This is a genomic window from Stenotrophomonas sp. 22385 (assembly GCF_052045085.1).
Lineage (GTDB): Bacteria > Pseudomonadota > Gammaproteobacteria > Xanthomonadales > Xanthomonadaceae > Stenotrophomonas.
The window spans coordinates 397,201-420,879 of sequence record NZ_JBQEOG010000002.1 but is presented as its reverse complement, the minus strand read 5'-3'; the positions used below and the strand labels follow the sequence as shown (position 1 = coordinate 420,879).

23 protein-coding genes are annotated in these 23,679 nt (G+C 68.3%); 11 read left to right on the top strand and 12 right to left on the bottom strand.

From position 1 onward, the window contains the following. Positions 1 to 3 precede the first annotated feature (3 nt). From ispE to ACTJI4_RS06315, 3 genes are read right to left on the bottom strand one after another with little or no spacing between them, the layout of a single operon-like run. The gene (ispE, locus tag ACTJI4_RS06325; protein ID WP_392918934.1) at positions 4 to 873 is read right to left on the bottom strand and encodes a 4-(cytidine 5'-diphospho)-2-C-methyl-D-erythritol kinase; all 870 of its coding nucleotides are present in this window, start codon (positions 871 to 873) and stop codon (positions 4 to 6) included. Then, entirely contained in the window at positions 870 to 1,532 is a 663-nt protein-coding gene (lolB, locus tag ACTJI4_RS06320) for a lipoprotein insertase outer membrane protein LolB (RefSeq protein ID WP_440868838.1), read from the bottom strand. Before lolB ends, ispE begins: the two co-directional genes overlap by 4 nt. Continuing rightward, positions 1,529 to 3,214 (bottom strand): tetratricopeptide repeat protein, encoded by a 1,686-nt coding sequence (locus tag ACTJI4_RS06315; RefSeq protein WP_440868837.1) that lies wholly within the window; start codon positions 3,212 to 3,214, stop codon positions 1,529 to 1,531. The genes lolB and ACTJI4_RS06315 overlap by 4 nt, the downstream gene beginning before the upstream one ends. A 64-nt stretch (positions 3,215 to 3,278) precedes the next feature. Here ACTJI4_RS06315 and hemA point away from each other — a divergent pair, with 64 nt between their 5' ends. The 4 genes from hemA to ppk2 are packed head-to-tail and all read left to right on the top strand — an operon-like array spanning position 3,279 to position 8,169. Beyond that, positions 3,279 to 4,562 carry a glutamyl-tRNA reductase gene (gene hemA / locus ACTJI4_RS06310; RefSeq protein ID WP_440868836.1) on the top strand — a complete coding sequence of 428 codons (1,284 nt, stop codon included), beginning with the start codon at positions 3,279 to 3,281 and terminating at the stop codon, positions 4,560 to 4,562. Further along, positions 4,540 to 5,625 (top strand): peptide chain release factor 1, encoded by a 1,086-nt coding sequence (gene prfA, locus ACTJI4_RS06305; RefSeq protein WP_440868835.1) that lies wholly within the window; start codon positions 4,540 to 4,542, stop codon positions 5,623 to 5,625. Before hemA ends, prfA begins: the two co-directional genes overlap by 23 nt. Further along, complete coding sequence (locus ACTJI4_RS06300) at positions 5,622 to 7,331, top strand: O-linked N-acetylglucosamine transferase, SPINDLY family protein (protein WP_440868834.1); 1,710 nt, start codon at positions 5,622 to 5,624, stop codon at positions 7,329 to 7,331. Before prfA ends, ACTJI4_RS06300 begins: the two co-directional genes overlap by 4 nt. A 52-nt stretch (positions 7,332 to 7,383) precedes the next feature. Continuing rightward, positions 7,384 to 8,169 carry a polyphosphate kinase 2 gene (gene ppk2, locus ACTJI4_RS06295; protein WP_440868833.1) on the top strand — a complete coding sequence of 262 codons (786 nt, stop codon included), beginning with the start codon at positions 7,384 to 7,386 and terminating at the stop codon, positions 8,167 to 8,169. A 27-nt stretch (positions 8,170 to 8,196) separates the two neighbouring features. On the opposite strand, the gene ACTJI4_RS06290 is transcribed toward ppk2, so the two are convergent. Beyond that, a complete protein-coding gene (locus ACTJI4_RS06290; protein WP_392918950.1) occupies positions 8,197 to 8,763 on the bottom strand; it encodes a TlpA family protein disulfide reductase in 567 nt (188 codons plus the stop codon). Next, positions 8,760 to 10,034: a YihY family inner membrane protein gene (locus ACTJI4_RS06285; protein WP_392918953.1), complete on the bottom strand. Its 1,275-nt coding sequence runs from the start codon at positions 10,032 to 10,034 to the stop codon at positions 8,760 to 8,762. Before ACTJI4_RS06285 ends, ACTJI4_RS06290 begins: the two co-directional genes overlap by 4 nt. 72 nt (positions 10,035 to 10,106) lie before the next feature. On the opposite strand from ACTJI4_RS06285, the gene wrbA reads away from it, so the two are divergent. From wrbA to ACTJI4_RS06270, 3 genes are all read left to right on the top strand, one after another. After that, the gene (wrbA, locus tag ACTJI4_RS06280) at positions 10,107 to 10,697 is read left to right on the top strand and encodes an NAD(P)H:quinone oxidoreductase (protein ID WP_392918955.1); all 591 of its coding nucleotides are present in this window, start codon (positions 10,107 to 10,109) and stop codon (positions 10,695 to 10,697) included. Continuing rightward, complete coding sequence (locus tag ACTJI4_RS06275) at positions 10,694 to 11,029, top strand: DUF2069 domain-containing protein (RefSeq protein WP_392918958.1); 336 nt, start codon at positions 10,694 to 10,696, stop codon at positions 11,027 to 11,029. The genes wrbA and ACTJI4_RS06275 overlap by 4 nt, the downstream gene beginning before the upstream one ends. A gap of 100 nt (positions 11,030 to 11,129) precedes the next feature. Beyond that, complete coding sequence (locus ACTJI4_RS06270; RefSeq protein ID WP_282247164.1) at positions 11,130 to 11,615, top strand: asparaginase domain-containing protein; 486 nt, start codon at positions 11,130 to 11,132, stop codon at positions 11,613 to 11,615. Positions 11,616 to 11,671: 56 nt separating this feature from the next. Here the strand turns inward: ACTJI4_RS06270 and ACTJI4_RS06265 are convergent, their stop codons facing one another. The 3 genes from ACTJI4_RS06265 to sufT form a co-directional block, all read right to left on the bottom strand. After that, complete coding sequence (locus tag ACTJI4_RS06265) at positions 11,672 to 13,411, bottom strand: S8 family peptidase (RefSeq protein ID WP_440868832.1); 1,740 nt, start codon at positions 13,409 to 13,411, stop codon at positions 11,672 to 11,674. Between the two features lie 474 nt (positions 13,412 to 13,885). Next, entirely contained in the window at positions 13,886 to 14,983 is a 1,098-nt protein-coding gene (locus tag ACTJI4_RS06260; RefSeq protein ID WP_392918964.1) for a branched-chain amino acid aminotransferase, read from the bottom strand. 31 nt (positions 14,984 to 15,014) lie between these two features. Continuing rightward, positions 15,015 to 15,566, bottom strand: a complete 552-nt coding sequence (gene sufT, locus ACTJI4_RS06255; protein ID WP_392918968.1) for a putative Fe-S cluster assembly protein SufT — start codon at positions 15,564 to 15,566, stop codon at positions 15,015 to 15,017. A 117-nt stretch (positions 15,567 to 15,683) separates the two neighbouring features. Between sufT and ACTJI4_RS06250 the strand changes: the two genes are divergently transcribed. Then, on the top strand, positions 15,684 to 16,103 hold the full coding sequence (locus tag ACTJI4_RS06250) for a hypothetical protein (RefSeq protein ID WP_440868831.1): 420 nt from the start codon (positions 15,684 to 15,686) through the stop codon (positions 16,101 to 16,103). A 114-nt stretch (positions 16,104 to 16,217) separates the two neighbouring features. Here ACTJI4_RS06250 and ACTJI4_RS06245 read toward each other — a convergent pair whose 3' ends face one another. Both ACTJI4_RS06245 and ACTJI4_RS06240 read right to left on the bottom strand, forming a co-directional pair. Next, entirely contained in the window at positions 16,218 to 17,672 is a 1,455-nt protein-coding gene (locus ACTJI4_RS06245; RefSeq protein ID WP_392918972.1) for an NAD(P)(+) transhydrogenase (Re/Si-specific) subunit beta, read from the bottom strand. After that, the gene (locus ACTJI4_RS06240; RefSeq protein WP_068849390.1) at positions 17,669 to 17,977 is read right to left on the bottom strand and encodes an NAD(P) transhydrogenase subunit alpha; all 309 of its coding nucleotides are present in this window, start codon (positions 17,975 to 17,977) and stop codon (positions 17,669 to 17,671) included. The genes ACTJI4_RS06245 and ACTJI4_RS06240 overlap by 4 nt, the downstream gene beginning before the upstream one ends. A 129-nt stretch (positions 17,978 to 18,106) precedes the next feature. Between ACTJI4_RS06240 and ACTJI4_RS06235 the strand changes: the two genes are divergently transcribed. Genes ACTJI4_RS06235 through ACTJI4_RS06225 form a run of 3 tightly spaced genes read left to right on the top strand, consistent with a single transcriptional unit; the run spans position 18,107 to position 19,424 of the window. After that, complete coding sequence (locus ACTJI4_RS06235) at positions 18,107 to 18,676, top strand: RNA polymerase sigma factor (RefSeq protein WP_392919921.1); 570 nt, start codon at positions 18,107 to 18,109, stop codon at positions 18,674 to 18,676. Further along, on the top strand, positions 18,673 to 19,002 hold the full coding sequence (locus tag ACTJI4_RS06230) for a hypothetical protein (protein WP_392918976.1): 330 nt from the start codon (positions 18,673 to 18,675) through the stop codon (positions 19,000 to 19,002). Before ACTJI4_RS06235 ends, ACTJI4_RS06230 begins: the two co-directional genes overlap by 4 nt. Positions 19,003 to 19,004: 2 nt before the next feature. Then, positions 19,005 to 19,424 carry a DUF3106 domain-containing protein gene (locus tag ACTJI4_RS06225; protein ID WP_440868830.1) on the top strand — a complete coding sequence of 140 codons (420 nt, stop codon included), beginning with the start codon at positions 19,005 to 19,007 and terminating at the stop codon, positions 19,422 to 19,424. A gap of 67 nt (positions 19,425 to 19,491) precedes the next feature. Here the strand turns inward: ACTJI4_RS06225 and ACTJI4_RS06220 are convergent, their stop codons facing one another. Next, positions 19,492 to 20,574: an NAD(P) transhydrogenase subunit alpha gene (locus ACTJI4_RS06220; protein WP_440868829.1), complete on the bottom strand. Its 1,083-nt coding sequence runs from the start codon at positions 20,572 to 20,574 to the stop codon at positions 19,492 to 19,494. Between the two features lie 631 nt (positions 20,575 to 21,205). After that, positions 21,206 to 23,515, bottom strand: coding sequence for a DUF1631 domain-containing protein (locus ACTJI4_RS06215; protein ID WP_392918985.1), 2,310 nt, complete (start codon positions 23,513 to 23,515; stop codon positions 21,206 to 21,208). Between the last annotated feature and the right edge of the window lie 164 nt (positions 23,516 to 23,679).

The window sequence follows — 23,679 nt, the reverse complement described above, 5'->3', positions numbered from 1 at the left end:
AAATCAATAACGCTCGAGTACATCAAGCAGTGGCGAGCGCTCCACGCCCGCAGCCACCCATGCCCGCAGTTCCTTCGGCAACCGCGCCAGGCCCTGCTCTGCAGCAGCGCGCGTGGCGAACTCGACGAAACAACCGCTTCCCGACCCGGTGAGTCGTGCCCGGCCGATCCTGTCCAACGCGATGAGCACTGCCTCGACGGCAGGTTCGCGACGGCGCAGCACCGGCTCGAACGCATTCCCGAGCAAAGACCCGGAAGCGAAGTCCGCTATTTTCGCTACTGGGGCGTCGCGCGTCAAATCGGAACTGGCGAAAAGTGCAGCGGTGGGCACATGGACGCCGGGGTCGGCAATCACATACCAGGCCGGCGGCAGGGCCAGCGGGGTCAGCTGCTCCCCCACCCCTTCGGCCCAGGCATTGCGTCCGCGCACGAAGACCGGCACGTCCGCGCCCAGCTGCAGGCCCAGTCCGGCCAGCGTGTCTTCGTCCAGCCCCGTTTTCCAGAGCGCGTTCAACGCCACCAGGACCGTTGCGGCATCGGAAGACCCACCGCCAAAACCGCCGCCCGCTGGAATGCGCTTTTCGACGGTGATATGTACACCTTGGGCGACGTTACAATGCTTTTTCAGGAGAACGGCAGCGCGCACGGCGAGATCATCGGCCTCTTCCACGCCGGGCACGGAGGGCCCCATACGACGCACCTGGCCGTCTTCACGCACCTGAAGCCGAACCCGGTCGCCCCAGTCCAGCAGCCGGAACACGCTCTGCAGTTCGTGGTAGCCATCAGCGCGGCGGCCGGTGATGTGCAGGAACAGATTCAGCTTGGCCGGGGCCGGAAACCACGGCCCACTGCCGTTCAGGTCCAACGCGCTCATGGGCTGCCCAGCACCCAGCCGTCGACCAGCAGGCGCACCTTGGCGTCGCCATTGACCGCCTCGATCCGCCGCGGCAGCACCGGGCGATCGCCTTCGGCCGGGTACCAGTCCAGGAACTGGATATCCCAGCCCATCTGGCGGACCCTGCGCGGCCGGCCTTCGGCATCGCGATCGATCTGCTCGGCCGCGGTCGACCCTTCGGCGACCAGGCCGCGCACCCAGTCGGGCAACTGGTTGACCGGAATATCCCAGCCGGTGGCCTCCAGCAGCACCTGCTGCGCATCCTCGCCCTGGCGCGGGCCACCTTCCACACCGTCCAGCCGCCCGCTGCGGTTCTGGCTGTCGCCGCTCAGGGTCCAGCTCTGCCGGGTGACCGGCGCGCTCAGCGACACCACGTACTGGCGCGCCTGCTGCTGCCAGTCGATGCGACCACTGCCGCCGTTGCTCCCTTTGTTGACCGCGACCCGACCCTGGAACGACCACGCCGGCTGCGCGCGCAGCGCGTCTACTCGCGCAGCCTCGGCCTGCTGCGCCTCGGCGCTCACGGTGGTCACCACAGCGGGGGCGGCCGGGGCCTTGCGCGTGTCGAGCGACACGCAGGCCGACAACGACACGGCCAGGACCGCCGCGAAGGCGGCCTTCAGGGGAATCAGGTTCATACGCCGTATTTCTCGATCACGCGCTGCAGCGCACGGTTTTCCGGGTCCAGCTTGCGTGCTTCATCGAAGAAGCGGCGGGCCTCGTCCTTGCGGCCAAGCACCCACAGCACCTCGCCCACATGCGCGGCGATTTCAGGATCCTTGGCCAGCGTCCAGGCGCGGCGCAGCTGCACCAGTGCTTCTTCATTGCGGCCCAGGCGATACAGCACCCAGCCGTAGCTGTCGACGATGGCGGCGTTGTCCGGCTCGGCCACTCGGGCGCGGTCGATCAGCTCCAGCGCCTCCTGGTAGCGGGCGGTGCGGTCGGCCAGGGTATAGCCCAGGGCGTTGAGCGCGGCCACGTTCTCCGGTTCGGTCACCAGGATCTTGCGCAGGTCCGCTTCGGCGCGCGGCACATCATCGCGGCGCTCCCAGGCCAGCGCGCGGGCATACAGCAGCGCGTTCTCGTCCGGGTAGGCGGCCAGGCCCCGGGCCAGCGCGTCCAGCTCACCCGGCAGGTCGTTGCCCCGCTGGCGCAGTTCGGCCTCGAGCAGGTAGGCGTCGCGCCGCGCTTCATCATCGATCATGGCGTCGGACTGGATGGCATGGACGCCGGCAAAGGCCTTGTCGGTCTGGCCCAGTTCGTACTGGGCACTGGCCGCGCGCAGGCGGGCTTCGGCGCGCTCTTCCCCGCCCGGCACGCTGAGGTACCAGTCCACTGCTTCGGCATGGCGCTTGAGGTACTCGGCGATCTTGCCCAGCAGCAGGCGCTGGGCCGGGTCCGGCTTGGTCGCCTGCTTCGACAGGTCGGTGTACAGCGCCAGCAGCGCCGCGTCGTCCTTCTGCTTGGCCAGCAGCGAGGCGCGCATGCCCCAGGTCTGCACGTTCTGCGGACCGACCGCGAGCACGCGCTCGGCCGATTTCGCATCGCCCATGGCGTCGTAGGCGATGGCCACGGCATTGCGCAGCTCCGGGTCCTGCGCGGTGCGCGGTTCCACCGAACGCAGCGCGGCCAAGGCGTCGTCGGTCTTGCCGGCCTGGAACATCAGGCTGGCATTGAGCAGCGCCACGCGCGGCTCACCGGGGAAGCGGCGCACCACTTCATCGACCATGCGCCGGGCCAGTTCGGGCCGGTCCATGCGCATGGCCAGCCGCCCAAATTCCTGCCAGGGCTCGAGCTGGTTGGGGATGGCGTTGTCGTCGACCAGCCGGCCCAGCACATCGGCGGCAGCGGCCGGGTCGCGGCCCCCACCGGCCAGCGCGGCCAGAGCGAACTTCCAGCCGCGCGGGTCCGGGTCGCGCAGCAGGGTGCCCAGCTCGGTCCGCGCGCCCTTCACATCACCCTTGCGCAGGTCCAGCGCGGCGGCGGCGCTGCGCATGGCCAGCGAACGGGGCGCACGCTTCTCCCACAGGGCCAACGCGCGGGTGGCGCGCTTGTCATCGTCGGCAAGCATGGCGATCCGGGTGGCGCGCTCGGCCAGGCCGGCGTCGTCGCGGCCCGCCTCGGCGGCCTCCAGGTACCAGCGCGCGGCTTCGGCGAGCTTGCCGGCCTGCAGTGCGAACTCCCCGGCCATGACCGGGCTCAGCGACGCCGGCTGGGCCATTCCGGCCTTGTCAGGGGGGGCCGCCGGGGCTGCCGCCAGGGCGTTGGCGGTGAACAGGGACAGCAGCAGAACGCTGGAGATGCGAATCAATGCGGGCATCGGGGGCTTCTGGCCTTAAAATGGCGACTTGAATGGCCAGCAGCTTATCGCAAGCAACTGAACAATGACCCTGTGGGTGCTCGGACTGAATCACCAGACCGCGCCAGTGGAACTGCGCGAACGCGCGTCCTTTGGCGGCGACGCCCTGCCCCAGGCGTTGGCGTCGCTGCGCGACACCCCGCAGGTGGCCGAGGCGGTGCTGCTGTCCACCTGCAACCGCACGGAGCTGTATGCCGTGGCCGATTCGGGCGAGGCGCTGGCACAGTGGCTGGAGTCGCACGCCGGGCAGCTGCAGGGGTATCTGTACCAGCATGCCGATGCCGATGCGGTGCGCCACCTGTTCCGGGTCGCCACCGGGCTGGACTCGATGGTGCTGGGCGAGCCGCAGATCCTGGGCCAGGTGAAGGATGCGTGGGCGACTGCGCGCGATCATGGCCTGCTCGGCCAGCGCCTGGACCGCCTGTTCCAGCAGACCTTTTCGGTGGCCAAACGCGCGCGTACCGACACCCGCGTGGGCGCCAACCCGATCTCGGTCGCCTCCACGGCGGTCCGCCTGGCGCAGAACTCGTTCGCGCGGCTGGAAGACTCCACCGTGTTGCTGGTCGGCGCTGGCGAAACCATCGAACTGGCCGCCCGCCACCTCAGTGAAGGCCGCGTACGGAGGCTGCTGATCGCCAACCGCACCCTGGCCCATGCACAGGAACTGGCCACCCGCCATGGTGGCGTGGCGCTGCCGCTGACCGAGCTGGAACGCCACCTGGGTGAAGCCGACGTGGTGTTTTCGGCGACCGCCGCGCGCGAGCCGGTCATCACCACGGCACATATCTCGGCCGCGCTGCGCTCGCGAAGACACAAGCCGATGCTGCTGTTCGACCTGGCAGTGCCACGCGATATCGAAACCGGGGTCGGCGAGCTGCAGGATGCATTCCTGTACACGGTGGACGACCTTGAGCGCGCGGTCGAAGACAACCGGCGCAGCCGGCGCGAGGCGGCCGCCGAAGCCGAAGCCATCATCGAGCTGCAGGTGTCGCGGTTCGTCGAGACCCTGCAGGCCAACGCGCACCAGGCGCCGCTGCGCCAGCTGCGCGCCTATGGCGAGGCCACGCGGCAGGAAATGCTGGGCAAGGCGCGCCAGCAGCTGGCCCACGGCAAGTCGCCGGAGGAGGTGCTGGAGCTGCTCGCCCATGGCCTGACCAACCGCCTGCTGCACCCGCCGACCGCCGCGCTGCGTGCAGCCGCGCTCAGCGGCGATACTGAACTGACCCGCGCCGCCGAGCGCCTGTTCCCGGCCAAGCCGGGCTACCACCACCCTGCCGTGAGCAACGATGACGCCGACCCTGCGCCGTAAGCTGGAAGCGCTGGCCGAGCGCCGCGAAGAACTTGAACGCCTGCTGGCCGACCCGGCCGTGGTCAGCGACAACGAGCGCTTCCGCAATTTTTCGCGTGAGTTCGCCCAACTGCAGCCGATCGCCGCCGCACTGGACGAGGAAGCGCGGGCGTTGGCCGATCTGGCCGCCGCTGAAGCAATGCGTGCCGACCCGGACCTGCGTGAGCTGGCCGAGGAGGAAATCACCGCCGCGCAGGCGCGCCTGCAGCAGCTCGACCATGAGCTGGCCCTGCTGCTGGTGCCGCGCGATCCGCGCGATGACGGCAACCTGTTCCTGGAAGTGCGCGCCGGGACCGGTGGCGACGAGGCGGCGATCTTCGCCGGTGACCTGTTCCGCATGTACGCGCGGTACGCCGAACGCCAGGGCTGGAAGGTCGAGGTCGAATCGGACAGCCCCGGCGAGCACGGTGGCTACAAGGAAATCGTGGCGCGCGTGGTGGGCCGCGGCGCCTATTCCAAGCTCAAGTTCGAATCCGGCACGCACCGCGTGCAGCGCGTGCCGGCGACCGAGTCGCAGGGGCGCATCCACACCTCGGCGGCCACCGTGGCGATCATTCCCGAAGCCGACGAGGTCGACGAGATCGTCATCAACCCGGCCGACCTGCGGGTGGATACGTTCCGCTCGTCCGGCGCCGGTGGCCAGCACGTCAACAAGACCGAATCGGCCATCCGCATCACCCACGTGCCGAGCGGCGTGGTGGTGGAATGCCAGACCGAGCGCAGCCAGCACGCCAACCGCGACAAGGCGATGAAGCGCCTGAAGGCGCAGCTGCTCGATGCCGAGCGCAGCCGGCAGGCGGCCGCAACCGCGGAAAGCCGCCGGCTGCAGGTCGGCAGCGGCGACCGCAGCCAGCGCATCCGCACCTACAGCTTTCCGCAGGGCCGCATTACCGATCACCGCGTGGAAGGGCTGACCCTGTACGACCTGCCCAACATCATCGCCGGTGAGCTGGATACGCTGGTGGAACGGCTGATCCACGAACACCAGGCCGATGAACTGGCCCAGCTGTCTGCCGGCGCTTGAGCATGGACCCGCAGCGCGAGCAGCTGCGCAGCGCCGTGCAGCGCCAGCCCCAGGATTTCATCGCCTGGGTGATGCTGGCCGACGCGGAGCTTGAAGTCGGTGATGTCGCTGCGGGCGACCACGCAGCCTCGCGCGCGCTGCAGCTGCGCCCCGGCCACCCCGAAGCGCTGGCCCGGCTGGGCCGCACGCGCTGGATGCAGGGCCGCCATGGGGAGGCCGCCGCCCTGCTGCGCCAGGCCGCCAACCAGGTCCCGGAGCATCCTGGCATCGCGCTGTGGCTGGGCCACGCTCTGGAGGACGCCGGCCAGCCCGAAGCCGCTGCCGATGCCTACCGCCATGCGCATCAGCTGCTGCCCGGCGAGCCTTACATCACCGCGCAGCTGCTCAACTGGCAACGCCGGCTGTGCGACTGGCGCGGGCTGGAGCCGCTGTCCCAGCAGGTCCGCCAGGCCGTGGCGCAGGGCGTGGCGGTGGTCGAGCCGTTCGCCTTCCTCAGCGAAGACGCCAGCGCCGCCGAGCAGTTGGCATGTGCACGGCAGCGCGCCGCAGGCATTGCCGAGGGCGTGCGGGCGCTGCCGGCCGCGCAGGTGCGCCGCAAGGGGCCGCTGCGCGTAGGTTTCCTTTCCAATGGCTTCGGCGCGCACCCGACCGGACTGCTGACCGTGGCGCTGTTCGAGCAGCTGCACGCGCTGGGCGCGCTGGAGCTGCATCTGTTCGCCCTCAATGCCGATGACGGCAGCGCGATCCGCGCGCGCCTGCAGGCCGCTGCCACCGCACTGCACGACGTCTCGCCCCTGCCGCACGCGGTGATCGCCGCACGCATCCGCGAGGCCGGCATCGATGTGCTGTTCGACCTGCGCGGCTGGGGCGGCGGCGGCACGCCGGCGGTACTGGCGATGCGCCCTGCCCCGGTACAGGTGAACTGGCTGGCCTATCCAGGCACCTCGGGCGCGCCGTGGATGGACTACGTATTGGCCGATGGTTACGTACTCCCTTCCGCGATGGAACCGGCTTTCAGCGAACAGGTCCGGCACCTGCCCCGCGCGTTCCAGCCCTCGGACAACACCCGCGTGCTGGAACCTGCGCCGGGCCGCGATGCCTGTGGCCTGCCCGCGCAGGGGGTGGTGTTCTGCTGTTTCAACAACAGCTACAAGCTCAACCCGCGCAGCATGCGCCGCGCGTTCGCAGTGCTGCAGGGCGTACCGGGCAGCGTGCTGTGGCTGCTGTCCGGGCCCGGCAATGCCGATGCGCGGCTGCGCACCGCCGCGCGCGACGCGGGGCTGGACCCCGCACGGCTGGTGTTCATGCCCAAGCTGCCGCACCCGACCTATCTGGCGCGCTACCCGCTTGCGGACCTGTTCCTGGACACGCACCCGTACAACGCGCACACCACCGCTTCCGATGCGCTGTGGGCCGGCTGCCCGGTGTTGACCTGCCCGGGCGCTACATTCGCGTCGCGCGTGGCCGGGTCGCTCAACCACCACCTGGGACTGCCGGCGATGAACGTCGCCGATGACCGCGCGTTCGTGGATACCGCAATCGCGCTGGGCAACGACCCGGCGGCACTGGCAGCGCTGCGGACCACCCTGGCCCAGCGGCGTTCGGACAGCAGCCTGTTCGACATGGCCGGGTTCGCGCGCGACTTCAGCGCCGAGGTGCAGGCAATGGCGCGATTGCACGGCTGGCAGGACGCACACACGGGCTGACCCCGCACTGCGCTAGGCTCGGGCTTCTTCTGTCAGCCGGAATCCCGCACCGATGGGCAAGCTCAAGCGCAAGGCGTACCAGGCACTGCTCGAACCGATGCAGCTCGAACTCACCGCGATGGCGCGCTGGGCCCAGCACACCGGGCAGCGCGTGCTGGTGCTGTTCGAAGGCCGCGATACCGCCGGCAAGGGCGGCGCCATCCAGGCCATCGCCGAACACCTCAACCCCCGCCAGTGCAGGGTGGTGGCGCTGCCCAAGCCAACCGACCGCGAAAGCACCCAGTGGTATTTCCAGCGCTATGTGTCGCACCTGCCGGCCGCCGGCGAGATCGTGTTGATGGACCGCAGCTGGTACAACCGGGCCGGGGTCGAACGCGTGATGGGCTATTGCAGCGATACCGAGTACGACGCCTTCCTGGCCCAGGCACCCGTGTTCGAGAAGCTGCTGGTGGACGATGGCATTCTGCTGTTCAAGTACTGGCTCACGGTTGATCAGGCGCAGCAGGAAAAGCGTTTTGCCGAGCGCCACGTGGACCCGCTCAAGGGCTGGAAACTGTCGCCGGTGGACCTGGAGTCACGCAGCAAGTACACCGCCTATACGGAGGCGCGCGAGGCGATGCTGCGCGCGACGCACCGGGAGCAGGCGCCGTGGACGCTGGTGGATTTCAACGACCAGAAGCGCGGGCGGCTCGCCTTGATCCGCGACCTGCTGGACCGGCTGCCGGATACCGGGGTGGACGATCCCATCCCGGACCTGCCGCCGCTGAAGGGCAAACTGCACGAGGAACATTTCGGCGTGTTGAAGCCGATTCAGCCGTTCGCAGCGGAAGACCGCTAGGTACCCACCGTTGCCGGGTACTGCGGATCATTTTTTCAGCGCGATCTCTTTTTCAATGTCCGCCGCCGTCACCGGGCCCAGGAATTCCTTTGCCACTTTTCCATCCGGGGCAATCAGGTAGGTGAGCGGCAGGCCGCGCGGGATGGCGAAGTCTTCCGGCGGGTTGTAGGTGTCCACCAGCACGATCGGGTAGGTCACCGGCAGCTTCTGCAGGAACGCCTTCATTTCCGCCAGCTCGATGTCTTCATACGCCAGGCCGACCACCTCGATCTCCTCGCGCATGGCATGCAGCGCCGACAGCTCCGGCATTTCCTTGCGGCACGGCGCGCACCAGGTTGCCCAGAAGTTGACCACCACCCACTTGCCGCGATGTGCGGCCAGGTCGTAGGTAGTACCGTCGATGGCGGGAAGCACCAGGCGCGGCTGGGCCGCAGTCTTTCGCTCCAGGTCCGGCGTGGCGGCAGCGGCGGCCGGCGCCGCAGGCTCCGCCGCGGGGGCCGGGGCCGGCGCGGGCGCTGCCGGCTGCGGTGCCGGCTTGTTGCATCCGGCCAGGGCCAGCAGGCCGACGGCCAGCAGCAGGGGCTTGAAGGTCATGGGGTGTCTCCAGACGGGGGATAGATATCGCTGACGCGGCGCTTGAGCAGCTCACGCAGGGGCAGCCGCAGTGCATCCAGCGCCGCCACCGAGGCGGAGCCAAGGCTGTCGTCGCGACAGGGAAGATAAGCTTCCTTGACCGGAATGCGCAGCTGCGTGGATTCGTAGAGGTCGGCCAGGGTGAGCTTGTCCAGGTCGCGTGACAGCAGCCATTCGCCCTGCTCGTCGCGGCGTACCACGCGGATTGCCTCCAGGTCGCACAGCATGCTCTGCAGCAGTGAGTCGGTCAGCATCGGCTCCATCCGCAGGATCTCGTCGTCGTCCAGCCCGCGCCCGTCGGCGCGCGCCTGGTGGAAGCGGCCGATCAGGCGCAGCAGCCCATACAGTTCATACCCGGTGGGCAGGCGCAGCTCGGCCGGCTGGTAGCGGAACGCGGCGATCGACGAGGCCAGCGACGCACCCAGCAGCACCGACACCCAGCACAGGTAGATCCACAACAGCAGGATCGGCACGAAGGCAACGGTGCCATAGAGCTTCTGGTAGGACTGGAAGCTGCCCAGGTAGGCGCCCATGCCCCACTTCACCAGCTCCAGCATCACCGCGGCGAGGATCGCGCCGGGAATGGCATGCCGCCATTTCACCGTATGGTGCGGGACCACCCGGTAGACCAGCATGATGCAGACGAACTCGATCAGGATCGGTGCCAGGGTCAGCGAGGCATTGGCCAGCAGGCGACCTTCACTGGTGCCGAACAGCGGCAACGCGAACACCCGGGCCGAGACCGCCAGCGACGCGGCCGCCAGCATCGCGCCCAGGGTCAGCACGGTCCAGTACACCAGGAATCGGGTCAGCTTGGGCCGCGTCGAGCTGACCCGCCAGATCTGGTTGAAGGTTTCTTCCACGCTGTTCAGGGTGATCAGCAGTGAAACCACCAGGGCGATGAAGCCGGCGGCGGTGAGCTGGCCGGCGCTGGCCGAGAACTGGCGCAGGTAGCCTTCGGCTGCGCGCGCGGCGTTGGGCACGAAGTTGGAGAACACGTAGTCGCTGAGCGTGTCGCTCCAACGGTCGAACACCGGGAACGCCGAGAGCACGCCGAACACCACGATCGCCAGCGGCACCAGCGCGAACACGGTGGTGTAGGCCAGCGAGGCGGCGGCCTGGAACAGGCGGTCGTCGAGGAAGCGGCGCCACAGGAAGCGACCGAAGCTGGCGGTGCGGGCGCGGTCGCGCACGCGTTCCATCCACAGGTTGAGGGTATCCAGAGGTTCCATCCAGGCAAGCGTACCTGAAGCGGGGTGGAGGCAATGCCATACTGGACGCCAACTGATCACGACGGAAGCGAGATGGCGGAAATCCTGGTGCTGTACTACAGCCGCGGCGGGTCGGTGGCGCGACTGGCGCGCCAGATCGCGCGTGGCGTCGGCGAAGTGCCCGGCATGAGCGCGCGGCTGCGTACCGTACCGCCGGTGGCGGCGGTCACCCAGACCGCACGGCCGCCCGTGCCTGATGACGGTGCGCCTTACGTGAGCGTGGAGGACCTGGCCGACTGCAGCGGCCTGCTGCTGGGAAGCCCGACCCGCTTCGGCAACATGGCCGCGCCGGTGAAGCATTTCCTTGACGGGCTCGGCGCCGAGTGGGTCAACGGCACGCTGGCGGGCAAACCGGCCGGAGTGTTCACCTCCACCGCGTCGCTGCACGGCGGGCAGGAATCCACGTTGTTGTCGATGCAGGTGCCGCTGCTGCACCACGGTTGCCTGATCGTGGGCATTCCCTTCACCGAGCCCGCGCTCAGCCATACCACCACCGGCGGTACGCCCTATGGCGCCAGCCACGTGGCCGGTGCCGACGACAATCCGGTACCGAGCGACGATGAGGCGATCCTGGCGCGCGCGCTGGGCCGGCGCGTGGCCGACATCGCACGGCGGCTGGGATGAGCCCGCGCGTGCAGAGGTGGACGTTGGCGGCCCTGCTGCTGGGGCTGGCCACGGTGTTCGCGGTGTGGTTCGCGCACGACCGGCATTGGCTGGCCAGCCAGCTGGTCTTCACCGCCCCGCCGCTGCTGCTCGCGCTGGGCGTACTCACCGGGCGCGGCAAGGCGATGTTCTGGGCCGGCGTGCTGGCCCTGTTCTGGTTCAGCCACGGCGTGATGAGTGCCTGGAGCCACCCGGAAACCGCGCACTGGGCCTGGCTGGAACTGCTGCTGGCGCTGGCGGTGATCGGAGTATCCAGCGCGCCGGGCCTGCGCCGGCGTTTTTCGAAGCGTTGAGGGTCACGCGCCCGGCTGCGGGCCGGCGCCTGCAGCCGTATCATGGGCACCCAGCGCGGGGGTTGCCGCGCGGTACCGCCCGCACTCCAGGAAGCCTGCAATGGAAGAACTACTGATCATCACCACCGGTGGCACGATCGACAAGATCTACTTCGACGACAAGTCGGACTACCAGATCGGCGATCCACAGATCGGGATGATCCTGCGCGAGCTGGGCGTGACCTTCCGCTTCAACGTGATTCCGATCCTGCGCAAGGATTCACTGCACATCACCGACGAGGACCGCGAACTGATCCGCGCCACCATCGCCGCACAGCCGACCCGCCACGTGCTGGTTACCCACGGCACCGATTCGATGGTGCAGACCGGCCAGGTGCTCAAGAGCATTCCCGACAAGACCATCGTGATGACCGGCGCGCTCAGCCCGGCACGCTTCCGCGGCTCGGACGCGGAGTTCAACATCGGCTGTGCGATCGGCGCGGTGCAGTCGCTGCAGCCAGGCGTGTACATCGCCATGAACGGTCGCATCTGGAACCCGGAACACGTGCGCAAGAACGTGGCCGCCAATCGGTTCGAAGACGCATGAGGCGGTAACCGCCTCATGCGCAGGTAGCGCCCGACCGTTGGTCGGGCGACCTTTTCTCAATACTGCGCGGTCAGGGTCACGCCGGAGAAGGTGCTGTAGGCCTTCACCCGGACGTACCAGGTCCCCGCGGCCGGGGCGTTGATCGTGCAGGTTTCATTGTTGCCGCTCAGGTACGGCCGGCAGGTGTAGACGGTATCGGTAGGCGCGCTGCCCGACCGCACGTACAGATCTGCATCACCGCTGCCACCGGCGATGGTCACCTTCAACTGCGAGCGGCCCGACGGCACGGCCACCGTATAGGCCAGCGATGCGCCGCTGGAGGCACCGAGGCCCGTAACCGGCACGTTGTTCTGCAGCGTGCCGGTGCCCGGGTTCGGATTGGTCCCGCCCAGCGCGGCGGTGACGGCCGCATCCGCATCGACGATACCGGCCCCGCAGCCGCCGCTGCACGCGCCCGGCAGGGCCCGTGCAGTGTTCTTGAGCAGCGTTTCAATGGCCGCCGGCGACAACGCGGTCGGTGCCACCGACTGCACCAGCGCGACAACGCCGGCCACGTGCGGGGCCGCCATCGATGTGCCGTTGTAGGACGCGTAGGACGCGGCGCCCGGAACGGTGGTGCCGGTGTTGAGCGTGGACAGGATCGCCTGGCCCGGCGCCGAGACATCGATACCGGCACCGTAGTTGGAGAAGCTGGCGCGGGCGCCGGCCGAGGTGGTGGCGGCCACCGCGATCACGTTGGCGCAGTTGGCCGGCACCGACGAGGACACGTTGGTGTTGCTGTTGCCCGCTGCCACCACCACGGTGGTGCCGCGCGAGACCGCGCCGTTGATCGCATTCTGGTAGGTGGTCGAGCAGCTGCCGCCGCCACCCAGCGACATGTTGATCACTTCGGCCGGGTTGGCATTGGCCGGCACGCCGCTGACGGTGCCGCCGGAGGCCCACACGATCGCATCGGCGATGTCGGAGGTATAGCCGCCGCACTTGCCCAGTACGCGCACCGGAACAACCTTCGCGTTGAAAGCGGTGCCGGCCACGCCGGTGCTGTTGTTGGTTACCGCGGCGATGGTGCCGGCCACGTGGGTGCCGTGCCAGCTCGAATTGGACGCCGGGTAACCGGCACCGCATTCGTTGGCGGCATACCAGTCGCCTTCGTCATTGGCATTGTTGTCGCGGCCACCGCCATCGCGCGCCATCGCGGCATCGCTGATGAAGTCATAACCGGGCAGGATGTTTGCGTTCAGATCCGGATGGTTGGTGATGCCGGTATCGATCACCGCCACCACTACGCCGGTGCCGGTAGCCTTGTCCCATGCCGGGCGCACATTGATCGAGGCATTGCTGGTGCCGAAGCCCCACTGTTCGGAGAGGCGGCTGTCGTTGGGTACCAGGGTGGCGTGCATCAGCTGGTCGACTTCGACATATTCCACGTTCGGGTCGGCGGCCAGGCGCCGCATCAGCAGCTCCGCTTCGGCCGCGTCCAACGGGCGGTCGGCCTTGACCACCGTCGGGCCGATCGCCAGCTGGCGCAGCTTCTGCAGGCCCAGCGCGCGGCCCTGCGCTGCGGGAACGGCCTGTGCGGCGGCCTTGAGCGAACTGGCCAGCGCGCTCGGGGTGGCCACGTCGGTGGCACCGTCCTTGTACTTGACGATGAAACGCTGGTGGGTCGGCGCTGAAGCCAGGCCACTCAACTGCACGTCACCGGCGAATGCCGGGGCCACCAGGAGCAGGGTTGAAAGCACCGAACCACCGAGCACAACCAGGGCACGCTGACGCAGACGCTGCGGATCATGAGACATCGGAATTCCCTTCAAGTCTTGAGGAGCCGTCTAGGCGGCAAAGGTCGGTTCGATCCGGCGCTGTGGAGAGACGGCGTGGACAGAACCCGGAAGACGGATCGGCTTTCCCCTGCGAAACCGTCCGAACCCGGACGCTAGTAGTTTCGATTCAGGCCAACAATGTTTCAGCCCGCTTTCAGGGTTGTGAAAATTCCGATCTGAGACTTTTCGGGTCAACGGTTTGTGAATGTGAAGAAACTTTCGGGGGCCGATGCGGTCACCCCGAGCGTTTTTCGTGTCCTGCGTCACTGTCTCGTGCGTCATGACAAGGACATTGCTTGCGCATCAATGGGTTGGGTATGTTTGGATCGTTCAGAGATGGGTTTCAACAGTCCCGCCCGCAGCCAGGGCAAGCTGTGGCCTGCGCGTTCCGCGCCCATGAAAAAGGCCCGCCTGTTGCCAGGTGGGCCTTGGGTGTCCAGCGACCTTGGGCGATCAGGCGTCCAGGCGTACCAGCCAGCCATGGCGGTCCGGCACGCGGCCGTACTGGATGTCGGTCAGCTCCTTGCGCAGCGACAGGGTCACTTCGCCGGCCGGCGCGCCCAGGTCGCCCACCGAGAAGCCCTCGCCCTTCAGCTGCCCGATCGGGGTGACTACCGCGGCGGTACCGCAGGCAAACACTTCGGTGATCTCGCCCGACGCCACGCCCTGCTTCCACTCATCGATGCTGACCTTGCGCTCTTCGACCTTCATGCCACGGTCGCGGGCCAGCTGCAGGATGCTTTCACGGGTAATGCCTTCCAGGATGCTGCCCGACAGCTCGGGGGTCACGAGGGTGCCGTCCCTGTAGACGAGGAACACGTTCATGCCGCCCAGTTCTTCCAGGTACTTGCCCTCGACCGGATCCAGGAACAGTACCTGCGAGCACCCCTGGGCCTGCGCCTTCTGCTGCGGCAGCAGCGAGGCGGCGTAGTTGCCGCCGCACTTGGCCGCACCGGTGCCGCCCTTGGCCGCACGCGCGTATTCGGTGGAGAGCCAGATCGACACCGGCGCCACGCCCTTGGCGAAGTACGGGCCCGCCGGGCTGGCGATCACGTAGTAGCCCGCCTTCTGCGCGCCGCGCACCCCGAGGAACGCTTCATCGCCGATCATGAACGGACGGAAATACAGGCTGGATTCGTCGGCCGACGGCACCCAGCTGGCGTCCACGGCGATCAGCTGCCTGAGTGACTCGACGAAGATCTCCACCGGCAGTTCCGGCAGCGCCAGGCGCTGCGCCGAACGCTGCAGGCGGCGGCCGTTGGCCTCGGGGCGGAAGGTCCAGATCGAGCCGTCGGCATGCCGGTAGGCCTTGATGCCTTCGAAGATTTCCTGGCCGTAATGCAGCACCGCTGCGGCCGGGTCCAGCTGCAGCGGGCCATACGGCCGCACGCTGGCGTTGTGCCAGCCGGTGTCCTTGTCCCACCGCACTTCCACCATGTGGTCGGTGAAGTGCAGACCAAAACCGGGGGCGGCCAGGATGCGCTCACGCTCCTCGCTGCTGCGCGGCTGGGCGGAACGGGTGGTGGTGAAGCTCACGGAAGACTGGGACACCGGGAATTTCCTGTTCTGGTTACGGGTTCGATTACAGCATGCCGGTTTCGAGGCGCGCGGCCTCGGACATCATGTTCTGGTTCCACGGCGGGTCAAACACCAGCTCCACATCGGCTTCGGCCACGGTCGGGATCATTTCCAGCTTGCTGCGGACGTCGTCGACGAGGATGTCGCCCATGCCGCAGGCCGGCGCGGTCAGGGTCATCTTGACGTCGACCTCGCGCTGGCCATCGTCCAGGTGCTTGAGCTCCACCTCGTAGACCAGGCCCAGGTCGACGATGTTGAACGGGATCTCGGGGTCGAAGCAGGTCCGGAGCTGCTGCCACACCAGCTTTTCAACCTCCTCATCGGAGGCGTCGGCGGGCAGTTCCAGCGGCGCGGGCGGTTCCTTGCCCATGGCGTCGCCATCCTTGCCGGCGATGCGGAACAGATTGCCTTCGACAAACACGGTGTAGCTGCCGCCCAGCGCCTGGGTGATGTACCCATAGCTGCCGGCGGGCAAGGTGACCGTTTCGCCCTGCGGGACCATGACGGCCTCGCAGTCGCGTTCGAAGTGGACGGGTTCGCTGCTACGGGAGTACATGTGGATCGATATGGGGTCGCGGCCGATTCCCGCAAGGCGCTTATTTTAGCCCAGTGGCCGGCCACGCGCCGGTCACCCTGCAAGCCGGTATCCTGTTGCGGTCCAAAGGAAGAATGCATGCCGCCCACCTCTGCGCCCGCCAGGTCCGCCCACTGGCTCTGGCCCCCGCTGTTGTTGCTAGGAGTCGTCACGGCCACGCTGGCCTGGTTGTCCATCGCGTTGCTGAGCGGCCGCCAGGCAGGCTGGATGGCCGTGCTGGTGGCCCTTGAGCTGGGTTTCATGCTGCGCCTGGGCAACCTGCGCGGTGGCCTGCCGCGGGTGGCGTTGACCCTGCTGGGCACCCTGCTGGTGGCGCTGGCGGCCAACTGGGGCATCGCTTCGGCCTACCTGGGCGGCTCGCTGGGACTGGGTCCGTGGGAATCAGCGTTGCGGATGGGGCCGTTCATGGCGTTCACGTTGGTTCAGCTGGCCAACGGGGTTGGCGAGCTGTTGTGGCTGGCAGTTGCCCTTGTCGTCGGCTGGTGGATCGCGCGGTGAGCGCGTCACGACCAACGGTCGTGACTACCGTCGATCAGGGTCACGACCGTTGTTGCTCAACGGCGTCCGCATACCCGGTAGGTCACGACCGTTGGTCGTGACCCGCCGATCGAATCAATGCCCGCCGTCGAGGGCTTTGAGCTCGCTGACCAGCGCGCTCGCCGCGCCGGCGCCATCGCCGTAAAGCATGCGCGCGTTGTCGGCGTAGAACAGCGCGTTTTCGATGCCGGCGAACCCGGTACCCTTGCCGCGCTTGATCACCACCACGTTGCGCGCGTTGACCACGTCCAGGATCGGCATGCCGTAGATCGGGCTTGCCGGGTCGGTGCGCGCGACGGGGTTGACCACGTCGTTGGCACCGATCACCAGCACCACGTCGGTGGTGGGGAACTCGGGGTTGATGTCGTCCATGTCGGCGATCAGGTCGTAGGGCACGCCCGCTTCGGCCAGCAGCACATTCATGTGACCCGGCATGCGCCCGGCCACCGGATGGATCGCGAACTTCACCTTGATGCCGCGCTCGATCAGCCGCTGCGCCAGCTCCCACACCTTGTGCTGGGCCTGGGCCACGGCCATGCCGTAACCGGGCACGATCACCACGCGCTCGGCAAACGCCAGCATGGCGGCCACATCGCTGGCTTCGATCGGCTTCTGCGCGCCGGTGATTTCCTGCGCCGTGCCGCCTCCACCGAAGTTGGAGAACAACACGCCGCTGATCGGCCGGTTCATCGCCTTGGCCATCAAGCGGGTCAGCAGGATGCCCGCCGCCCCGACCATCATGCCGGCGATGATCAGCGCTTCGTTGCCCAGCACATAGCCTTCGAACGCCACCGCCAGGCCGGTGAAGGCGTTGTACAGCGAGATCACCACCGGCATGTCGGCGCCGCCGATCGGCAGGGTCATCAGCACGCCCAGCGCCAGCGCGACCACGAAGAAGCTGATGATCGCCACCGGGCTGAGGGTCACTGCCGCCCAGATGCCCAGCACCACCATCGCCAGCGCCACCAGCAGGTTGAACGCCTGCTGGCCGGGGAAGGTCACGCGCCGGTCCAGCCGGCCATCGAGCTTGGCCCAGGCAATGATCGAGCCGGACAGCGACACCGCGCCGATCGCCGAGCCGATCACCGCCAGCGCCAGCACCGTGGCCGAGGGTTGGCGCGCGCTCAGTTCGGCGATGGCCTGCGCGCTCCAGTGCGTGGTATCGCGGTTGGCCAGGAACGAAAAGCGCAGCAGCTCCACCGCACCGATCGCGGCGGCCGAACCGCCGCCCATGCCGTTGTACAGCGCCACCATCTGCGGCATGTCGGTGATGGCCACGCGCTTGGCCGACCACCACGCCACGCCCGTACCGATCGCCACCGCGGCCAGGATCAGCGGCACGTTGTGCAGGTCGGGCAGGAAGAAGGTCGCCACCGTGGCGATCAGCATGCCCAGACCGGCCCAGCGGATGCCGCTGCGCGCGGTCATCGGCGAGGCCATGCGCTGCAGGCCGAGCAGGAACAGGGTGGCGGCGACCAGGTAACTCACCTGCACCAGCCACTGCAGCAGTTGCGCGGTGGTGACGTTCAAGGCGCCTTCTCCCCGGCGTCGCGCTTCTGGCTGGGCTTGAACATGTCCAGCATCCGTTCGGTCACCACGTAGCCACCGGCGGCATTGCCCGCACCGAGCACCACGGCGATGAAGCCGATGATCTTTTCCAACGGGGTCTGCGCGTGGCCCAGCACCACCATCGCGCCGATCAGCACGATGCCGTGGATGAAATTGGACCCGGACATCAAGGGGGTATGCAGGATCACCGGCACCCGCGAAATGATCACGTGGCCTGCGATCGCAGCCAGCATGAAGATATACAACGCCACGAACCCGTCGCTCATTGCTGTCCCTCTTCCCGGCGGTCATCCCGTCCCGTGCATCATAACCATGGGCTGAACCGTTCTGCAGGGCGGTCAACCCAGGCCGTGCTGGCGCGTTCTCACGGTATCCCCCTGCGCGAGCGCTACCCTGTGCTGGTGAGCCCTTCCCTGCCGACCCTGGCCAACGATGCCGATGCCGAAACCGCGCTGCCGGTGTCACTGGATGCGTTCCTGGCCGGGATCGGCCCGCGCGCGTTCCGCTTCGCCGAGGCCGGGCTGCGCCAGCGTGACGATGCGCTGGACGCGGTGCAGGACGCGATGCTGCGCATGCTGGCCTACCGCGACAAGCCCGCAGGAGAGTGGTCACCGCTGTTCTGGAGCATCCTGCGCCGCCGGGTAGTCGACCTGCAGCGCCGCCGCGGCTTCCGGCTGCGGTTCTGGCGCAGCAGCGATGAGCTGGCCGGCGACCACGACATCGACTGGGCCGATCCTGGACCGGGCCCGGCCCAGGCCCACGAGCAACGAGATCAGTACGCCGCGTTGGTCAGGGCATTGCGTGAACTGCCCGCGCGCCAGCGCGAGGCGTTCACCCTGCGCGTGCTGCAGCAGCTCGATGGCGCCACCACCGCGGCGGCCATGGGCTGCAGCGAGGGCGCAGTCAAAACCCATCTTTCGCGCGCCCGGCAGGCGCTGCAGCAGCACCTGGAGATTGAACTGTGAGCCGCCCCGTGCCCCCCGCCCTTCCCGATGACACCGCGCTGGCGCAGCTGCACGCGCACGCGGTGACCCAGCTTTCTCCGGCCACGCTGGCACGCCTGCGCGCCGCACGGCATGTGCCGCAGCGGGGGCGCGCGCACGGCTGGTGGCTGGCCACTGCGTGTTCGCTGGTGGTGGCGCTGGGGCTGGGCATCAGCTTCAACGCGCGCCCGCCGGTGGCGCCACCCGCGCAGGTGGCCGGCGTGGCGGCGGATGACAGCGGCGACGTGCTCGACGAGAATCCGGACCTGTACCTGTGGCTGGGCGCCACCGACCTGGCAATGGAGTAGACATGAAACCGCGACTGACCCTGGCGCTGTTGCTGCTGTCGCTGAGCGCGGCCAGCGCCGCGCAGGCCCCAACGCTGCCGGAGTGGGACAAGCTCACCCCGCAGCAGCGCGATGCGCTGATAGCGCCGGTGCGTGACCGCTGGAACGACGCGCCGCCACCGCAGCGCGAGCGCATGCTCCAGCATGGCCAGCGCTGGCAGAGCATGACCCCGGAACAGCGCGAGCTGGCCCGGCGCGGCCGCCACCGCTTCGAGAACATGAGCCCGGAGCAGCGCGAGCAGGCACGCGCGCTGTTCGCACAGATGCGCGGCATGACCCCGGCCCAGCGCGATGCGCTGCGCGAGCGCTGGGGCAGCATGAGCCCGGAACAGCGGCAGGAGTGGCTCAAGGCCAACCCGGTGAAGGACCTGCCGCCGCGCTAGTGCCGGCGGCCGGTCGGCGATGCGCCCAGGCGGCGGGCTGACAGCCCGCGCTACCCTGTGCGTTCCATCAATTCGCGATCCACCGCGTTTTCGCCAGCAGTTCGTCGTCCCAGTCGAACCCCACCGCGCCATCCTTCAGGAACAGCGCGACGAAGTTGTAGAGGTTGCGCGCATACATCTCACTGGCGTGCACCGCGCCCTGGCTGGCCAGGTTGAGCGGGCCGTCCACGGTGACTCCGCCCACGTCGACGGTTTCCCCCGGCCGGGTCGCCTCGCAGTTGCCGCCGGTTTCAGCCGCCAGGTCCACGATCACGCTGCCCGGGCGCATGCCCTGCACCATCGCGCTGGTGACGATCTTCGGCGCGGGGCGGCCGGGCACGGCGGCGGTACAGATCACCACGTCGACCAAGCGCAGGTGCTCGCCCAGCCGGCGCTGCTGTTCGGCCCGCTCTTCGTCGGTCAGCGGCCGCGCGTAACCGCCCTCGCCCACCGCGCTGACCCCGAGATCAAGGAACTTGCCGCCGAGCGATTCAATCTGTTCGCGGGTTTCCGGGCGCACATCGAAGCCCTCCACCTGCGCCCCAAGCCGGCGCGCGGTGGCAATGGCCTGCAGCCCGGCCACGCCGGCGCCCACCACCAGCACGCGCGACGGCCGGATGGTGCCGGCGGCAGTGGTCAGCATGGGGAAGAAACGCGGGGCCAGCTGGGCCGCAATCAGCGTCGCCTTGTAGCCGGCCATGCCGGCCTGCGAACTGAGCACGTCCATGGACTGCGCACGCGTGGTACGCGGCAGGCGCTCCAAGGGAAACGCCTGCAGCCCACGCGACTGGATCATGCCGGCACGTTCGGCGTCGGCCTGCGGGTGCAGCATGCCGACCAGGCTGGCGCCGGATCTGAGCTGGCCCAGCCGCGCGGTTTCCGGCGGCTGCACGCACAGCACGATGTCGGCCTGGCCCAGGCGGGTGTCATCGGCAAGCTGTGCGCCGACGTCCAGATAGGCCTGGTCGGTGAACCCGGCGCGGGTTCCGGCGCCCGGCTCGATCCACACGGTGGCGCCCAGCGCGATGTACTTGCGCGCCGTTTCCGGCGTCAACGCTACACGGCGTTCGCCCTGCGCGTGTTCCTTGACCCCCAACACCTCGACAGCCATGCATGTCCCCGAGCAGCGGTAAGTGGTGGGATCGTAACCCGATTGGTCGGGTGGGAGACCTTTCCGCTGGAAGCGGTGCCTGGAATCGGGCGTCGCCTGGGTGCCGGCCGCTGGCCGGCAGCTTCATGCAGTTGGGCGAACAGCCTGGTGCTGAGAGGCCGTCTGGCTTGGCGGGACGGTGCGGGTTTGCGGGGGACGCCGTGAACCCATCCATGGGGGCTTGGTCGCCGCATCCATGCGGCTCACACCCCCGCAAACCCGCCCCGACCCGCCCTCGACAGTGGGTCGGTTGTCAACGAAGGTCAAAAGCCGAATTCGATCAGTGTGATGCGTTACCGGGCGCGGAGGGCGCAACGGCAGTCGTTCGGGAACCGACCCTACCGTGCCCAGGAAGCCGTTTGATTCGCGTAGAGCCACGCCCGGCGTGGCTGCTCTCTGCATCCGCGTGCGACCCAGCGTCGGGGGAGGCCGGCGGGTAGCCCCCGTAGGGACTGTCAAAAACATGGATGTTTTTGCCAAGCCTACAAGGATGTATTTACGGCGTGTCCCGTAAGGGGCTGCCCGCCGGCCTCCCCAACACGTAGCACCCGAAACGCTGCCGTTGACGTTGACGTTGCTGCCAGCGGCAACCTCAGTGAACCGTAGCGCCCTTGGTATCGAGGCGATCGATCACGCCCTGCATGGCGCTGTCGAAGGCGCCATCGTCGATGTGCGCGCGCAGGCGGCCGAGGCGCACCATGACCGCGAGTTCTTCCGGCGAGGCTACGCAGAAGCGCACGCCGCGGCGGTTCACGAACAGCAGGCGCTGCGAAATCGGGCTGACCCAGGACAGCTTGCCGGCCTGGACCTTGCCGTCCTTGTCGACGAAATCCAGCCAGCTGCCGATCTCCAGGCCGCGGAAACGGTCGGCATCGGCATTGTCGAAGTCAGTGACATCGACCTTGCTGCCCAGCTCGACGCCCGGGCTGTCCGCCGCCGGCGGCGTCGGCAGTACCACCTGCGGCAGCTCCGGCAGCGCGCGTTCCAGTTCCGGGCGCGATTCAGCGATGGACTGCAGCGTGTCATGCAGCGAATCGATCGCCGCATTGGCACTATCGGCATGCACGCCCACACTGGCGAACACCTTGCGCAGCACCGGGTGCCACGCCTGCAGCCACGGCTTGCCGACGATCTGCCGGCGCGCCTCGGCCACTTCTTCCAGCAGCCCGTCGGCCAGCGCCAGCGCCTCGCTCACCGATGGGCCGTCATCGCCTTCCCGCAGCACGGCCAGGGTGAGATGGTGCTGCCACGGCTGGCGCAGGAAATCGCCGATGGCCTGCGGCAGCGCGGTGTCCGCGATCCGCCAGTCCAACTCGGAGGCCGCGCGGGTGCGTGCCACTTCCAGCTTTTCCTGGCCGCGCTGGGTCTCGGCCGCGCGGCGCTCGGCAATCTCGATCCGGCGCCGGTGCTGGGCCAGGAAATCGCGGAACTCTTCTTCCAGGGTCAGGAAGATGGCCAGGTTCTCATTGAACTCCGCCACCAGCCGCTCGATGATCTCCTCGACCTTGCCCATCAGCACGCGTTCGGCCTGGCTCTCGCCGGTGTTGCCTTCGCAGGCCTCGGCCAGTGAATTGAGCAGCTTGCGCGCCGGGTGGGTCTTCTGCACGAACATGCGGCGGTCGAGCATGGCCACCTTCACGAAGGGCACCACCAGCCGGCCGATCAGCTCACGCGAGCGACCTTCCAGGTCGCGCTCATCGAGCATCACATCGAACAGCATGCCGACCAGGTCGATCGCGTCTTCATCCTGCGGGTCCAGGCGCGCTTGGGCCGGGTCCACGCCAAGCCGGGTCGCGCCGGACAGCACTTCGCTCTTCAGCCGCTGGGCCAGCGATTCACCGTCTTCGCCGATCGCCGCGCGCAGGGTCGCACTCGGGGTGGCCTGCAGCAGCGACAGCACCGACATCATTTCACGCTGGCTCAGTGGGCGTTGCTGCCCCACCGCCACGCTGGCGGCGGAGGTCGCGTCTTCGCGGACATGCCGGGTCTGCTGCAGCAGCTCGTGCAGCGCTTCCAGCAGCATGCCCTGGTTGCCGCTCATCCCATCCGGGCCTTCGCTGGCATGGTCATGCGCGGCCTGTGCCGACTGCATGCGACCACGGCTGGCCGCCCAGCGGTCGGCGAAGCGGCGCGCCCACGCCGGGGCCGCATTGTCGTCGGCGGCGCCGCTTTCGGTTTCCAGTGCCTCGACCAGCTCGTCCAGCTCCTGCCGGGGCGAAGGCGGACGCGGCGCGGCACGGCGCGGCGCAGCCATCTGCGGCATCACACCGGCGGCCGCCATTTGTTCGTCGAGTTTCTCGTAACGCTTGCCAATGGGTGCGTGCAGGTCGCGCTCGCACAGCTTGATCAACACCAAGCGCACTTCCGGCGCCAGTTCACAGTCTGCAAAGGCCTCATGGATGGCCACGCCGATATGCTCCGGGCTGATCGGGTTGGTGTCGGCGCTCAATTCCAGGCCGCCGGCGATCCACCCCAGGCGGCGGTCCAGACGGCCCAGCACCGGCTTCCAGTCGCGCAGCAGCACGGTGGCAAAGTTGCGCACCGCCAGCCGCGATTCCAGCACGTGCTCGGGAACCAGGCTCAGCCCTTCCTCGCCCTGGCCGGCCAGCGTGGCTTCGGCCGACAGCGGTTCAGCGCGCTCCAATGCCTCCCATGCCCGGTCCAGATGCCCACGGAAGCCGGCCACGATGTCCTCGCGGCGCCGACGCAGTTCACGCATGCCATCCAGGAACAGCAGCTGCGACGCGCCTGCAGTGCCGGCACGGTCGAACAGCACGTCGTCGAAGCGTGCGATCACGGTCGCGAACGATTCGACCAGCCCCGGCAGGGCGGCCTCGCGCGCAAGCTTCAACAGCGCCGGGTCGCGGCCCGGTTGTCCCGATACGTTGGGCGTGGCGATCATGCGAAAAGGCTCCCCACCCTCGCAGGTACAGAATGCAGCATGGATACAACAGGCACGGGCATCCCCAAGACACCAGCACACGGATGGTAGGACGGCCCACCGGTCAGGGACAGTGAAACAGTCCGCACTTTGAACCTCATGACCCGGGCGCCGGCAGGCCTTGT

Coding starts and splice junctions, on each gene's coding strand:
- ispE (WP_392918934.1), bottom strand. CDS start 873: ATGAGCGCGTTGGACCTGAACGGCAGTGGGCCGTGGTTTCCGGCCCCG.
- ACTJI4_RS06270 (WP_282247164.1), top strand. CDS start 11,130: ATGGAAGAACTACTGATCATCACCACCGGTGGCACGATCGACAAGATC.
- ppk2 (WP_440868833.1), top strand. CDS start 7,384: ATGGGCAAGCTCAAGCGCAAGGCGTACCAGGCACTGCTCGAACCGATG.
- ACTJI4_RS06240 (WP_068849390.1), bottom strand. CDS start 17,977: ATGAGCGACGGGTTCGTGGCGTTGTATATCTTCATGCTGGCTGCGATC.
- ACTJI4_RS06250 (WP_440868831.1), top strand. CDS start 15,684: ATGCCGCCCACCTCTGCGCCCGCCAGGTCCGCCCACTGGCTCTGGCCC.
- ACTJI4_RS06315 (WP_440868837.1), bottom strand. CDS start 3,214: ATGCCCGCATTGATTCGCATCTCCAGCGTTCTGCTGCTGTCCCTGTTC.
- ACTJI4_RS06215 (WP_392918985.1), bottom strand. CDS start 23,515: ATGATCGCCACGCCCAACGTATCGGGACAACCGGGCCGCGACCCGGCG.
- wrbA (WP_392918955.1), top strand. CDS start 10,107: ATGGCGGAAATCCTGGTGCTGTACTACAGCCGCGGCGGGTCGGTGGCG.
- ACTJI4_RS06290 (WP_392918950.1), bottom strand. CDS start 8,763: ATGACCTTCAAGCCCCTGCTGCTGGCCGTCGGCCTGCTGGCCCTGGCC.
- prfA (WP_440868835.1), top strand. CDS start 4,540: ATGACGCCGACCCTGCGCCGTAAGCTGGAAGCGCTGGCCGAGCGCCGC.
- hemA (WP_440868836.1), top strand. CDS start 3,279: ATGACCCTGTGGGTGCTCGGACTGAATCACCAGACCGCGCCAGTGGAA.
- ACTJI4_RS06285 (WP_392918953.1), bottom strand. CDS start 10,034: ATGGAACCTCTGGATACCCTCAACCTGTGGATGGAACGCGTGCGCGAC.
- sufT (WP_392918968.1), bottom strand. CDS start 15,566: ATGTACTCCCGTAGCAGCGAACCCGTCCACTTCGAACGCGACTGCGAG.
- ACTJI4_RS06220 (WP_440868829.1), bottom strand. CDS start 20,574: ATGGCTGTCGAGGTGTTGGGGGTCAAGGAACACGCGCAGGGCGAACGC.
- ACTJI4_RS06265 (WP_440868832.1), bottom strand. CDS start 13,411: ATGTCTCATGATCCGCAGCGTCTGCGTCAGCGTGCCCTGGTTGTGCTC.
- ACTJI4_RS06225 (WP_440868830.1), top strand. CDS start 19,005: ATGAAACCGCGACTGACCCTGGCGCTGTTGCTGCTGTCGCTGAGCGCG.
- ACTJI4_RS06275 (WP_392918958.1), top strand. CDS start 10,694: ATGAGCCCGCGCGTGCAGAGGTGGACGTTGGCGGCCCTGCTGCTGGGG.
- lolB (WP_440868838.1), bottom strand. CDS start 1,532: ATGAACCTGATTCCCCTGAAGGCCGCCTTCGCGGCGGTCCTGGCCGTG.